Genomic DNA, 13,859 nt, shown 5'->3' with positions numbered 1-13,859 from the left:
CTCGTCGGGACGGCGGCTCACAGGTCCGCTCCGATGTTGAGGTAGAGCTGGAACTGCGAATCGGGGCTGTTCAAGCCATGCGCGATATCGATGCGGACCGGGCCAACCGGCGATTTCCAGCGCACGCCGAAACCAACGCCGGTGTGCAGATCAATGGTGTTGTCGAAGGCGCTGCCGGTGTCGACGAACACCGCGCCGCCCCACGGGCCGCCACCGAAGTAATGCTCGTATTCGGCCGAGCCGACCACCAGATTCTTGGCGCCGAGTGCGAACTTGTCAGGCGCCGGCGTGCGTGGGCCGACCTCTCGGTAGGCATAACCGCGGATGGAGCGGTCGCCACCAGCGAAGTAGCGCAGGCTGGGCGGCATCGAGACCAGATCGCTGGTCCAGGTGGTGCCGGCCTGCCCGCGCAGGATCAGGCGATCCGCGTCGCCCACCGGTATATACCAGCGCAAGGTGGCGTCCGCCTGGATGAAGCTGGTATCCGAGCCGGCGCCTTCGATGCCACCGCGCATGGTGGCATTGCCGCTCAGGCCACGGCGCGGGAAGCTCTTGTCATCGACATCGACGTAGTCGGCTGTGAGCTGTGGGTAGACCAGGGTTGAATAGTTGTAGACCGCTGCGTTGAACGCATCGCCGGAGCTGTAGCGCCAGCGCTCGCGCAGGGCGTTCATCGACACGATGGCGGTCCAGTGCTCGTTGATCTCGCCACTGCGGCTGGCGATCAGCTTGATGTTGCGCAGGTCGATGTAGTCGGTCTGCTCGTCGTAGGCGCTGACCGCATAGGTATACCAACCATCCAGCCAACGGAAACCCGGTACCCGGTAGCTGGTGATGAAGCTCTTGCGCTTCTGCGCGTAGTCCAGCTGGGTGGTGAGCTTGTGCCCACGCCGGTTGACGTAGCGACGCTCGACGCCGCCGCGCACACCCGGGCCACTCTCGCTGCCGTAGCTCAGACCGGCGGTGTAGATGGTGCGCTTGGCGCGGGTCAGCTTGACGTTGACCGGTACCTCGCCGCTTTCATCGGCCTGTTCCGGGTGCGGCTGGATGTCGATGACGCTGAAGTAGTCGAGCTTGGTCAGCGACTCGCGCAGGCGGTCGAGCTTGCCTTCATGCCAGTAGCTGCCCTGCTCCCAGTAGACCAGCGGCTCGAACAAGTCCGGGCGGAAATAATCCTGCTCAAAGGAAATCGGGCCCATGTTGTAGCGGCGGCCGCTGTCCCAGGTGAGGAAGATGTCGGCGGCGTTCTCGGCACGCGTCACTTCCACCTTGCGCTGGGTGAAATCGGCATCGAAATAACCACGCTCGGCCAGGCGCCGGGTGATCTTGATCTTGCTGGCTTCGTAGTTGACCGAATCGAAGACCTCGCCGGTCTTGGGCTGGAAGGCCTCAATGTCTTCCTGCAGGTACTGATCGCGCGAAGCCGGGCCGGTGATGGCCAGTTCCTCGGTACGCACCTTGATCTGCTCGCCCTTGTCGACCTGGATCAGCACCTGCAGGGTATCGCCGGTGCGCGGCGCTTCCACGGTGATCTTGGGGTTGTAGAAGCCGAACGGCTCCAGCGCCGTGCGCGTCTGCCGCTCGGCCTGCGACAGCAGGTATTCCAAGCGCGATTCGCCCTGCACCTTGCCGATCGCATCGTAGACCGAGAGTGAAACCTCGATATTTTCGATCATCTCGGCGTCATCACCCTTGTCCAGACCCTTGATCTGGACTTTTTCGATTGTGCCACGGGCATGGGCAAGCGGAGCTGCTGCCAGCAATGCCAGAAACAGAAGGAGCGGGGTGATTCGAGATAGCTGCATGCGCGTCAGCATACCGGTCCGAACATGACCCGCAAAATCACACGACCCTCATTCCGCCATCCCTGTAGTGCCGAGCCATGCTCGGCAGAGGCTCTACCGGTAACGCCCTTGCCGAGCATGGCTCGGCACTACATTGGCGCGCTGCGTGCTCTGTAGATCTGCTTGCCGGCCCGCAAAGCGATCGACTCGCTTTGCAGATTTTTGGACGATCGAGGATCGAACAGGTAATCGACCGGCCACGCCGCCAAGCTGGTGCTTGGTAATCGGAAGCTGCGCCGTCGGCGCACGCATGGCTGCCCATGCGGAGCGGGGATGGCCCGAGCTGGCCGAATGGCGCGCTGCGCCCGAGGCGGCATGGCTGCCGCAAGCCCAGCGATCGCTCGGCACCGCCCATTGCCCCCAGCGGCGGCCAGCCGCCCTGCCGAAGTGTGCCGATCATCACGCCACGTTGACGGGTACAGTTAAATTATCGTAAACACCCAGCCGCTCCGGTTCCTAGAACACGTGGTGTAGCTGTCCCGGGTTAGTGCGCTCCTGCAGGGAGCGACCGGTTGACTGGGCCAGGCACTTCCACAAGTCCAGGTACCCATGATGAAACGACAACTCCTGAGTACGGCCGTGTGCACCGCCCTTGCCGCGTACACGTCCTTTGCGTTCGCCCAGACCCAAGACGAGGCCAGCAAGCGGAACGTCGAGACCCTCGACAAGATCACCGTCACCGGCTCGCTGATCCCCCAGGTACAGATCGAAACCGCCACCCCCGTCACCTCGATTACCGCCCAGGACATCCAGAAGCAGGGCTTCAAGGACGTCTACGAGGTGCTGCGCTCGCAGCCGCTGGCTACCGGTGCGGTGCAGGACAGCCAGTTCTCCGGCGGCTTCACCTCGGCGGCCAAGCCGATCAGCCTGCTCGGCCTGGACCCCGGCTTCACCCTGGTGTTGATCGACGGGCGGCCGATGGCCGACTACCCGCTGCTGTACAACGGCCAGAGCAACTTCGTCGACCTGGCCAGCATCCCGACCTCCATGGTCGAACGCATCGACATCGCGCCGGGCAACCAGTCCTCGGTCTACGGCTCCAGCGCGATCGCCGGTGTGGTCAACATCATCCTGAAGAAGCGACTGGACGGCACCGAGATGAGTTTCCGCATCGGCGGCTACGACGGCGGTGGCGGCGGCAACCAGCGCTTCCAGCTGACCAGCGGCCACAGCTGGGACAAGCTCGACCTGACCGCCGGCCTGCAGCTGAGCAACCAGGACCCGATCTACGGCTTCAACCGCAAGCACTTCGACTCCACCAACGACAACCCCGACACCGCCGCCCGTTACGGCAGCCGCACCTTTGTGCACAACGCCAGCAATGGCGCCTATATCGATCCGGGTGCGGCGGCCTGCGCACCGCTGGCCGGCCTGTTTGGTGGTACCACCATCTATGACACCCGCCCGGGCCGCGGCAACTACTGCGGCAGCCGCTATGAGCCGGGCTACTCGACCATCCTCAACAAGGAACGCAGCGCGGCCGGCTACGCCAACCTGAACTACGCGCTCAACGACAGCACCGATATCTACGCCACCTTGCTGATGAACCGCACCAAGAACGAGAGCAACTCGGGCTCGCGCTTCTGGCAGCCATCGCTGGATACCAGCGGCTACATCTTCAACGGCCTCACCGGCGACCTGGAAAGCTATCAACGCATCTTCTCGCCGGAGGAAACCGGCGACCTCAATTTCAACAACGAGCGCCAGACCGCCGACTCCTACAACATCGCCATCGGCATCAAGGGTCCGGTCGGGCAGTCGAGCTGGGATTACAACGCCTACTACGCGCGCTCCGAATACCAGATCGACAGCCGTCAGTGGTGGCCGTTGAAGGACAAGATGGAGGACTTCTTCCGCGAACACTTCCTCGGCCCGCAGCTGGGCGAGTACTACGGCTACCCGATCTACGAGCCCAACGATGCTGGCTTCTACCAGGCGCTGACGCCTGAGCAGTACCGCAGCTTTCAGGGCGAGATCCGCACCAAGTCCAAGACCTGGACGCAGAACGTCAACCTGCAGTTCACCAACACCTCGCTGTTCACCCTGCCCGCCGGCGATGTCGGCTTTGCCGGCGTGCTGCAGGCCGGCCAGCAGTCATGGACCAATCCCACCGACTCCCGCGTGGTCAGCGACCAGTTCTGGGGCCTCAGCGGCACCCAGGGCAAGGGCAAGCGTGACAACTGGGCGGCAGCGGTGGAACTGCGCGTGCCAATCTTCAGCAAGCTCACCGCGAGCCTGTCCGGCCGCTACGATGACTACAAGAACGACGGTGGCGGCAGCGATTCACGCGCCACCTACAAGGCCGCGCTGGAGTTCCGCCCGATAGATGCGCTGCTGTTCCGCGCCAACTACGCCACCGCGTTCAAGTCGCCGGACATGGCCTACGTATTTGCCGGCGACAGCGGCTTCTATACGTTCGTGCCGGATTACTACCGCTGCGCCACCGAGCAGCCGGGCGTGCCGATCAGCCAATGCACGCTCAACGATGAGCAGGTGCGCGGCTCACGCTCCGGCAATGGCGACCTGAAATCGATCACCGCCAAATCCTGGGGCGGCGGCGTGGTCTGGTCACCCAACAGCAGCTTCACGGTCAGCGCCGACTATTACCGTATCAAGATCGACAACAAGGTCGCCGACCTCGACCTGGACCTGCTGCTGCGCAATGAATCGGCATGCCGGCAAGGCCAGCTTGATGCCAGCTCGCCCACCTGCGTTGATGCCCTGCAACGCATCGGCCGCGCCGGGCCCAATGCACCCCAGCCGAACCAGATCAACACGGTGGCGGTAAACCCGATCAACGTCGCCAAGGAAGACGTCAGCGGCGTCACCGCCAACCTGGACTATCGCTGGGCCACCGACAGCTGGGGCAGCTTCATGCTGGGCGCCCGCTACAACGTCACCCTCAAGCACGAAAGCCAGCAGTACCCGGAGGACCCGGTGATCGATCTGCTGCGCGATCCGTACTACTCCTCCGAGTTCAAGAACATCTTCAGCGGCACGCTGGGCTGGCAGATGGGTGACTGGACCACCACCTTGTACGGCATCCGCTACGGGCGCACGCCCAACTTCGCCGCGCAGGACACCACCCAGGGCTATGCCGCTGATGATGCCGGCAAGGTCAAGGCATGGACCACCTTCAACCTGACCGTGGACTATGCGGTGACTGACGATGTCTCACTGAGCGTCACCGCCAACAACCTCACCGGCGAGCGGCCACCGCGTGATCGCACCTATACCAGCTATCCGTACTACAACATCTTCAACTACAACGGCTATGGCCGCTCGTACATGCTGGAGATGAACTGGCGGTTTGGTCGCAGCCAGTAACGTCATCCGGCAACGAAAAGAGGAAATGGAAAGGGGAACAGGAGCGGCTACGGCCGCTCTTGTTTCATCCGCCCGCCTGTAGCCGTTCGTGCAGTGGCGCAAGTTGGTCGGCATAGCGCCGCCACTCCTCGACGTTGCGCGCGTGCACCGGCTCGCGCACCTGCACGCTGCTCAAGGTCGCGGTCGCTGCGGCATTGCGGGTCAGGTCGCTGCCACCCTGCTCAGGCGCCAGGCCACAGCTTTCCAGCACCCGTGCAAGCGCTGCATCGGGGTCGGCCACCATCGCTTCGTAGTCGATCTCCAGCACGCGCCTGGGCAGATGCTGCTGCCAGGCCTGCATCAGCTGCGCATGCGCCGCGTGGTGCGCAGCCAGGGCGTCGAAGTCATAGCTGTAGCCATAGGAATCACCAAACATGGCGCGGTAATTGGAGAAACACACCGCCATCGGATCGCGCCTGACGTAGACGATCACCGCCTGTGGCATCGCGCGCGCGATGGGGCCGGCCAGCAGGTAGTTGGGCGGCAGCTTGTCGATGAAGCGCCGTTGGCCATTCAAACGCCAACGCGTCTGCCGGAGATACCCCTCGCCAACCGCGGCGTAGTCCAGCGTTGGCAGCGCCTGCAGCAAGGCCGGATCCAGCAGCGCGCGACCGGCCTGATCGGCAGCCCAGCGCAGCTGCTGGGCGAAGTCACCCAGTTCGCCTGCAGAGGCAATCTGCGAATGATTGCCGAGCATGCGCTCAAGTACCGTGGTGCCCGAGCGCGGCATGCCGATGATGAAGATCGGCTGCGCGCCGTCATCTTGTTCCGCTGCGCCGGCCGCGTTGAAGGTGCCCGCTGCTGCCAGCCTTGCCATCGCCTCGTGCTGGGAGCGGTCCGCCATCCGGTCATGACGCAGGCGCCGCCACATCACCGCATTGCCCTGCCGCAGTGCGTCCCAGGCTTGTGCGAACTCACCCAGATCTTCCAGTTCCTTGTACAGCGCGAACCACATCGCGGCCGCATCTTCGCTATCGGCTGCAGCCACCTGCAGTTGCCTGCGCAGGCCATCGAGGTGGTTGTCGTCTGCATGCCAGCGGCGCAGTCGTGCGCGCGTCAATGCGGCGCGGCCATGGCCGGGATGCAGTTCCAGGCAGCGCGTCAGCGCCTGCTCGGCCGCGTCCAGCTCACCGTTGAACTGCAGTTGCACGCCGAGGAAGTACTGGAAATCCGGGTTGTTGAAGCCAAGTGCGGCGGCGCGCTGCATCAGCCGCAGGGCATCGGCATGCAGCCCCAAGGACTGCAGCACATGCGCCAATGCCGCCAGGGTTGGGCTGTCATTGCATTGGGCAACGCAGGCATTGCGCATCAAGCGCGCCACGCTCTCGCTGTCGCCTACCCGCAGCAGCGCCTGCGCCACGCGCAACAGCAATGCAGGGTCGCGGTAATCGATGGCGGCAGCCTGCTGCAGCTGCTGCACGGCCTCACGCAGCCGGCCCTGCGCCAATACCGTGCCGGCCAGCATCACCCGCGCATAGGCATGCGCGGGTTGCTGCGCCAGCACTGCCAGCAGATGCCGGCGCGCCTCCGGCATGTCACGCCGGGCCAGAGCGGCCTGAGCGGACTGCCAGGAGGCGCCGGTGTCCATGCGTCAGTTGGACAGGTGCTCGATCGCCGCCACGCTGCCGAGGCGGTCGCCGAGGGTGCGCAGCAGCGCCAGTCTGTTGCCACGCAGTGCCGGGTCTTCAGCGTTGACCATCACCGCGTCGAAGAACGCGTCCACCTGCGGGCGCAGCCGGGCCAGGCGGCCGAGCACGGCCACGTAGTCCTTGTGCGCCAGCGCGGTGCCGGTGTCGTCGATGGCGGCGACCACCGCTTCGGCCAGCTCGCTCTCGGCCGGCTCACGCAGCAGCGCCGGATCGATGCTGCCCGGGATCTCACCATCGGCCTTGCGCAGAATGTTGCGGATGCGCTTGTTGGCCGCGGCCAGTGCCTCGGCTTCCGGCAGCTGGGCAAAGGTGCCGATGGCATCGATGCGGCGGTCGAAGTCGTACAGCGAGGCCGGCTTCAGTTCGGCAACGGCGTTGAAGTGGGTGGCCGGCACGCCCTTGTCGGCGTAATAGCCCTTCAGGCGGTCGACGATGAAGTCGTGCAACTCGCCGGCATCGGCCTGCACCTTGCGCTCGGCCAGGCCGGCGTTGGCCGTGGCCAGCAGCGCCGGCAGGTCCAGGTCAAACCCCGACTCGATGATGCTGCGGGCCAGACCCAGCGCGTTGCGGCGCAGGGCGAACGGATCCTTGTTGCCGGTCGGCTTCAGGCCTGCGGCAAAGCCGCCGGCCAGGGTGTCCAGGCGCTCGGCAATGGCCAGCACCTTCCCCAGCGGTGACAGGGCGATGTCATCGGCGGCAAAGCGCGGCTGGTAGCTCTCGTCGATGGCCAGCGCCACCGACGGCGATTCGCCACCGGCAACAGCGTAGTGACGACCGGCGATGCCCTGCAGTTCCGGGAATTCGTTGACCATGCGCGACTGCAGGTCGTTCTTGGCCAGCTCGGCGGCACGCTTGGCCTGCACCGGGTCGGCGCCCACCTGCGGCGCAATCACCTGCGCCAGCGCGCTGACGCGCTGCACCTTGTCGGCCACACTGCCCAGCTTGGCCTGGTAGGTAACGGTCTTCAGGCCTTCGCCCATCGCCACCAGACCCTGCTTGAGGTCTTCGTCGAAGAAGAACTTGGCATCGGAGAAGCGCGGGCGGATGACCCGCTCGTAGCCCTTGGAAACTTCGGCCACGTCCTTGGATTCGATGTTGGCGATGCCGATGAACTTCTCGGTCAGCTTGCCGCCGGCATCGAGCACCGGGAAGAACTTCTGGTTGATCTCCATCGTCTCGATCAGCGCTTCCTGCGGCACGGCCAGGAACTCGCGTTCGAAACTGCACAGCACCGCCGCCGGCCATTCAACCAGGTTGACCACCTGCTCGAGGTTGTCGTCGGTGATGCGGGCCACGCCGCCGGCCTGGGCGGCTGCGGCATTGACCTCGACCATGATGCGCTCGCGGCGTGCGTCGGCATCGACCAGCACATTGGCCGCCTTCAGCGATTCAACGTAGTCGTTCGGCGTGCTCAGCCACACCTGCTTGTCGGCCATGAAGCGGTGGCCGCGGCTGAAGCGGTCCGAGCTCAGGCCCAGCAGCTCGGCCGGCACGATGTCATTGCCGTGCAGCAGCACCAGCCAATGCACCGGGCGGGCGAAGGCGTAGTCGTGGTTGCCCCAGCGCATCGGCTTGGGGATCGGCATCGCAGCGATGGCTTCGCGCAGGATCTCCGGCAGCAGGCTGGCGGTCTGCGCGCCCGGGGTAACCGAGCGCAGCACGAAGCGCTCGCCCTTGGCGTCGGTGGTGCGCTCCAGCGCGGTCCAGTCGATCCCGGCCTTGGCGGCAAAGCCCTGCAGCGCCTTGGTCGGCGCGCCATTGGCGTCCAGCGCGATGTTCAGGTACGGGCCGAACACTTCCGAATGCTGCTCGGGCTGCTCGGTTTCCACGCCCGGCAACAGCACGGCCAGGCGACGCGGGGTGGACAGCGGCTTGGCATCGCCACGCTCGAAGGCCACGCCTCGCTTGGCCAGGCCATCGATCACGCCATCAAAGAAGGCCTGCGCCAGGCCCGGCAGCGCCTTGACCGGCAGCTCTTCCACGCCCAGTTCGATCAGCAGCGGTTTCATCTCACTCATATGACGTCCTTGCGCACCGACAACAGGTCGCTGCGCCCAGTTTGGGGGAATACGGAAACTTCAGATGCCGGCGCAGGGCGTCGTTGCAGGAACACCATCACCAAGCCTGCGACCGGAGCAAGCACCCAACCAAAGATCAGCCAGAGAACCGCACTGCGACCGGTTGCGCGCGCCCATGCGGCGAGCCCGATACCGGCCAGGAAGTTCACGTAGCCAACACTGGCAAGGCCCTCGATTCCGGCAAAGCTCATGCCACTGCGCTCTTCGCTGCGACCGCTTCCAGCCGCTTGGCCTCGTACAGCTTGGCCACCGCCTGCGACAGCGTGCGCACGCGCAGGATGTAGCGCTGGCGCTCGGTCACCGAGATGGCGCGGCGCGCATCCAGCAGGTTGAACGAATGCGAGGCCTTGCAGACCTGTTCATAGGCCGGGAGCGGCAGGCCGGCTTCCACCAGCTTCTGCGCTTCCTTCTCGCAGGCGTCGAAGCGATGGAACATTTCTTCCACGTCGGCGTACTCGAAGTTGTAGGTGCTCTGTTCCACCTCGTTCTGGTGGTAGACATCGCCGTAGGTGACCGGAGTGCCGTCGGGGCCGTAGGTCCAGATCAGGTCGTAAACGTTGTCGCAGTTCTGCAGGTACATGCAGAGCCGCTCCAGACCGTAGGTGATTTCGCCCAGCACCGGCCGGCATTCCAGGCCGCCGGCCTGCTGGAAATAGGTGAACTGGGTGACTTCCATGCCGTTGAGCCAGATTTCCCAGCCCAGGCCCCAGGCGCCCAGGGTTGGCGATTCCCAGTTGTCCTCGACGAAGCGCAGGTCATGCACCAGCGGGTCGATGCCCAGCGCCTTGAGCGAATCCAGGTAGAGCTGCTGGATGTTGTCCGGGCTCGGCTTCATCGCCACCTGGTACTGGTAGTAGCGCTGCAGGCGGTTTGGGTTTTCGCCGTAGCGGCCATCGGTGGGACGGCGCGAGGGCTGCACGTAGGCGGCATTCCAGCTTTCCGGGCCGATCGAGCGCAGGAAGGTGGCCGGATGGAAGGTGCCGGCGCCCACTTCTAGGTCCAGCGGCTGGATCAAGACACAGCCCTGTTTCGCCCAGAAATCGTTGAGGGTCTGGATCAGTCCCTGGAAAGTTATCGAAACGGGGGGAGTCGCGGACATGCTGCCTGAGCCGTACGTAAGGGGTGCGTTAGTATAGCGACCGACCGCGCGATGGCCGCGCCAGCAAGGGGTTTGGGGTGGAAAACGCGGCTGTAGAGGGCTCTCAGGCACCATCACCGCAGGTGGCTATCGCCCCGGGAAGGCTGCAGTTTTCCAATATCGCCGGTGCTTTGCTGGCCGACGGGCTGGTCGCCGCGCATGACCAGGAGCGGATCCGCTTTTCCGCCCAGGGTGCGCGCAATGCCAGCGAAGTCCACCCGCTGGTGCTGCTGGCCAACCTGAAACTGGCCGCCGCACAGGGTACTGGCGAGCTCAGCCTGGAGCGGCTGACCGAGTGGCTGGCCAACCGTACCCATAGCCGCTACCTGCGCATCGACCCAACCCGCGTCGACGTGGCCGGCGCCACCGCCGTGGTTTCCCACGCCTATGCCCGCCGCCACCGCATCCTGCCGCTGGCGGTGGACAGCGAGCGCGTGCTGGTGGCCACCAGCGAGCCGATGGCGCGCGACTGGGTGCCCGACCTGCAGCATCTGAGCCGGCGCCGCATCGACATGGTGCTGGTCAACCCGCTGGACCTGCACCGCTACTCGATGGAGTTCTTCGGCGTCACCCGCTCGGTGCGCAACGCCCGCAGCGATAACCGCGACGGCAGCAACAGCAGCGGCCTGCCCAGCTTCGAGCAGCTTGTGGAACTGGGCCGCGCCGGCGACGTCAATGCCGACGACCACCATGTGGTCAGCATCGTCGACTGGTTGCTGCAATACGCCTATGAACAGCGCGCCAGCGACATCCACCTGGAGCCGCGCCGCGACATGGGGCGGGTGCGTTTCCGCATCGATGGCGTGCTGCACAAGGTATTCGAGCTGCCACCGTCGGTGATGACCGCCGTGGTCAGCCGCATCAAGGTGCTGGGCCGCATGGACCTGGCCGAACGCCGGCGCCCGCAGGATGGCCGCATCAAGACCCGTTCACCGGGCGGGCGCGAGGTGGAAATGCGCCTGTCGACCATGCCCACCGCCTTTGGCGAGAAGTGCGTGATGCGTATCTTCGACCCCGACTCGGCCTTCAAGAGCATCGAGCAGCTCGGCTTCAGCCCGGAAGAAGCCGCCGGCTGGCACGAGCTGGTGGCTCGCCCGCACGGCATCGTGCTGGTCACCGGCCCCACCGGCTCGGGCAAGACCACCACCCTGTATTCCACGCTCAAGCGGCTGGCCACGCCGGATGTGAACGTGTGCACGGTGGAAGACCCGATCGAAATGATCGCGCCCGAATTCAACCAGATGCAGGTGCAGACCAATATCGATCTGGATTTCGCCGCCGGTGTGCGCACCCTGCTGCGGCAGGACCCGGACATCATCATGATCGGCGAAATCCGCGACCTGGAGACCGCGCAGATGGCGGTGCAGGCCTCGCTGACCGGCCATCTGGTGCTGTCTACCCTGCATACCAACGATGCGCCCTCGGCGATCACCCGCCTGCTCGACCTGGGCGTGCCGCATTACCTGATCGCCTCTACCGTCAACGGCGTGCTGGCACAGCGGCTGGTGCGTACCCTGTGCCCGCACTGCAAAGTGCCAGACACCTTGAGCGACGCCGATTGGGCACCCTTGCGTCATGCCCATGACGCATTACCAGATGTGGTCACGGCATATGCCCCGGTCGGTTGCCTGGAGTGCCGGCGCACCGGTTACATGGGCCGGATCGGCCTGTATGAGTTGCTGCCATTGGGTTCGCGGCTGCGCGCACTGATCACCCGCGACATGGATCTGGCCGGATTCAGCAAAGCCGCCGCTGCTGAAGGGCTGCGTACCCTGCGCCGCACGGGTCTTGAAAAGGTAGCCGCAGGGCTGACTACAATCGAGGAAGTCCTGTCTGTCCTGCCGCCCTCGGAATGAAGCCCCAGCCGTTCTTGATCGTTGAAACCGGGCAACCATTCCCGACCCTGCGCCGTTATGGCCGCTTTCCGCACTGGATCCGCGTCGCCGCCGGCCTGGAAGAAGCCGACACCGTGGTGGTCAACGTCGAGCGCGGCGAGCAGCTGCCCGACCGCGGCGATTTTTCCGCCACGATAGTCACTGGCTCGGCTGCCTTCGTCACCGACCGCGCCGACTGGAGCGAGCGCAGCGCCGACTGGCTGCGCGACGCCGCCCATGCCGGCATGCCGCTGCTGGGCATCTGCTACGGCCACCAGCTGCTGGCTCATGCGCTGGGCGGGCAGGTCGATTACAACCCGGCCGGGCGCGAGTCCGGCACCATCCAACTGGAACTGGAAGCCCCGGCCGCGGCCGACCCGCTGTTCGCCGGCCTGCCGGCCAGCTTCCCGGCCCACGCCACCCACCTGCAGACGGTACTGCGCGCGCCTGAAGGCGCCACCGTGCTGGCCCGCTCGGTGCAGGACAACTGCCACGCCTTCCGCTGGGGCGAGCAGGCCTGGGGCCTGCAGTTCCACCCCGAATTCGCCACCCACCACATGCGCGGCTACGTGCGCGCCCGCGCCGACTGCATCGCCCGCCACGGCGGCTGCGCCCGCAGCGTCGCCCGCGAAGTGACCGCCGCCCCCCTGGCCCGCCAGCTGCTGCGCCGCTTTGTGCGGCATGTGCGGCGCGAAGCGCACTGAGGCGGTCGGGGCTGCGGGCCTGTGGGAGCGGCGTCAGCCGCGAAGCTGATGGTGTGTAACCGGCTCCTGTAGTGCCGAGCCATGCTCGGCAAGGGGCTCTACCGGTAAAGCCTCTGCCGAGCATGGCTCGGCACTACCGACGGCAGCACCCCTCCCCAGCCCTCCCCTTGCCTGCGGCAAAGGGAGGGGGCGAAGCCGCCCAGCCCCCCGTTACTTTGTCCTCATAAACCCGAGCCGGGTTTCAGGCGATAATCCGCACAGCGCCGGCCTGTTGCCTGCGCCCTCCCCCGTTTCGGAATTGCAATGAGCGAGATTCGCAAGGTACCTGCCTCGGCCGGTGCGGAATGGCTGCTGACCGGCTTCGGCCTGCTCAAGCGTGCGCCCATGGCGCTGGGTTCGCTGGGCATCCTGTGGGGCGTCGGCACCTCGTTGGTGCTGTCGTTGTCGATGCTGGTGCCGGCATTGGGCACGGTGGTGCAGCTGCTGCTGTTGCTGGCCGGGCCGTTGTTCATGGGTGGCCTGTTGTGGGCCATCCGCGAGGTCGACGAAGGCCGCGTCGCCAAGCCTTCGCACCTGCTGCAGGGTGTGCAGGAAGGGCGCGCACCGCAACTGCTGGTGGCCCTGCTGCCGCAATTGTTTGCCGCGCTGCTGCTGGGCACGCTGCTGCTGGTGCTGGTTGGCACCGACGGCCTGCAACAGCTGTCGGTGGTGATGGTCAAGATCAATGAGCTCAGCCAGTCCGGAGCGCAACCGGATCCGGCGCAGATCGAGGCGCTGGTGGCGACCCTGCCGGCCGGCCGCATCCTGCTGTGGCTGCTGCTGTTGCTGGCCAGCTTTGTCGCGCTGACCCTGGCCCTGTTCGTGATGCCGCCGCAGGTGATGTTCGAACGCGCCGGTGGCATGCACGCGCTGCGCGAAAGCCTGCGTGCAAGCCTGCACAACCTGCCGGCCATGCTGGTGTTCTTCGTGTTGGCGTTCATCGCCATCTTCGCGATCTATTTCGCGGTGATCATCGTGGCCTTGATCATTGGCCTGATTGCCGGCCAGGTGGTGGCCATGGCGATTGCCCAGCTGCTGCTGATGGCCGTGCTGATGCCGGTCTTCGCCGGTGCGGTATACGCGGCGTGGAAGCAGATGCTGGCCCCGGCCAGCGCCGCTGGCCCGACCCCGCCGCCGGTAAGCAGCGGTCACGTGTTTGAAGCATGA

General features: G+C 65.5%; 9 protein-coding genes. 4 read left to right on the top strand and 5 right to left on the bottom strand.

What is annotated here, in order from left to right; all coding sequences use genetic code 11:
* Positions 1 to 17: 17 nt before the first annotated feature.
* The gene (locus tag BCV67_RS10210; protein WP_062170692.1) at positions 18 to 1,817 is read right to left on the bottom strand and encodes an autotransporter assembly complex protein TamA; all 1,800 of its coding nucleotides are present in this window, start codon (positions 1,815 to 1,817) and stop codon (positions 18 to 20) included.
* A 579-nt stretch (positions 1,818 to 2,396) separates the two neighbouring features.
* Between BCV67_RS10210 and BCV67_RS10205 the strand changes: the two genes are divergently transcribed.
* Positions 2,397 to 5,171, top strand: coding sequence for a TonB-dependent receptor (locus BCV67_RS10205; protein WP_062171939.1), 2,775 nt, complete (start codon positions 2,397 to 2,399; stop codon positions 5,169 to 5,171).
* Positions 5,172 to 5,235: 64 nt separating this feature from the next.
* Here BCV67_RS10205 and BCV67_RS10200 read toward each other — a convergent pair whose 3' ends face one another.
* The 4 genes from BCV67_RS10200 to glyQ are packed head-to-tail and all read right to left on the bottom strand — an operon-like array spanning position 5,236 to position 10,036.
* A complete protein-coding gene (locus BCV67_RS10200; RefSeq protein WP_062170693.1) occupies positions 5,236 to 6,798 on the bottom strand; it encodes a tetratricopeptide repeat-containing sulfotransferase family protein in 1,563 nt (520 codons plus the stop codon).
* A gap of 3 nt (positions 6,799 to 6,801) precedes the next feature.
* Complete coding sequence (glyS, locus tag BCV67_RS10195; RefSeq protein WP_062170694.1) at positions 6,802 to 8,877, bottom strand: glycine--tRNA ligase subunit beta; 2,076 nt, start codon at positions 8,875 to 8,877, stop codon at positions 6,802 to 6,804.
* Positions 8,874 to 9,128 (bottom strand): hypothetical protein, encoded by a 255-nt coding sequence (locus tag BCV67_RS10190; protein WP_062170695.1) that lies wholly within the window; start codon positions 9,126 to 9,128, stop codon positions 8,874 to 8,876. The genes glyS and BCV67_RS10190 overlap by 4 nt, the downstream gene beginning before the upstream one ends.
* Positions 9,125 to 10,036, bottom strand: a complete 912-nt coding sequence (glyQ, locus tag BCV67_RS10185; RefSeq protein ID WP_062170697.1) for a glycine--tRNA ligase subunit alpha — start codon at positions 10,034 to 10,036, stop codon at positions 9,125 to 9,127. The genes BCV67_RS10190 and glyQ overlap by 4 nt, the downstream gene beginning before the upstream one ends.
* A gap of 122 nt (positions 10,037 to 10,158) precedes the next feature.
* Between glyQ and BCV67_RS10180 the strand changes: the two genes are divergently transcribed.
* The 3 genes from BCV67_RS10180 to BCV67_RS10170 all read left to right on the top strand — a co-directional run bounded on the left by BCV67_RS10180 (position 10,159) and on the right by BCV67_RS10170 (position 13,859).
* Positions 10,159 to 11,931 (top strand): GspE/PulE family protein, encoded by a 1,773-nt coding sequence (locus BCV67_RS10180; protein ID WP_156455902.1) that lies wholly within the window; start codon positions 10,159 to 10,161, stop codon positions 11,929 to 11,931.
* Positions 11,928 to 12,653, top strand: coding sequence for a glutamine amidotransferase (locus tag BCV67_RS10175; protein ID WP_057629250.1), 726 nt, complete (start codon positions 11,928 to 11,930; stop codon positions 12,651 to 12,653). The genes BCV67_RS10180 and BCV67_RS10175 overlap by 4 nt, the downstream gene beginning before the upstream one ends.
* A gap of 303 nt (positions 12,654 to 12,956) precedes the next feature.
* Positions 12,957 to 13,859, top strand: a complete 903-nt coding sequence (locus tag BCV67_RS10170) for a BPSS1780 family membrane protein (RefSeq protein WP_062170701.1) — start codon at positions 12,957 to 12,959, stop codon at positions 13,857 to 13,859.

Source organism: Stenotrophomonas nitritireducens (genome assembly GCF_001700965.1).
Taxonomy (GTDB): Bacteria; Pseudomonadota; Gammaproteobacteria; order Xanthomonadales; family Xanthomonadaceae; genus Stenotrophomonas; species Stenotrophomonas nitritireducens_A.
This window is presented reverse-complemented; position numbering and strand designations above follow the sequence as displayed.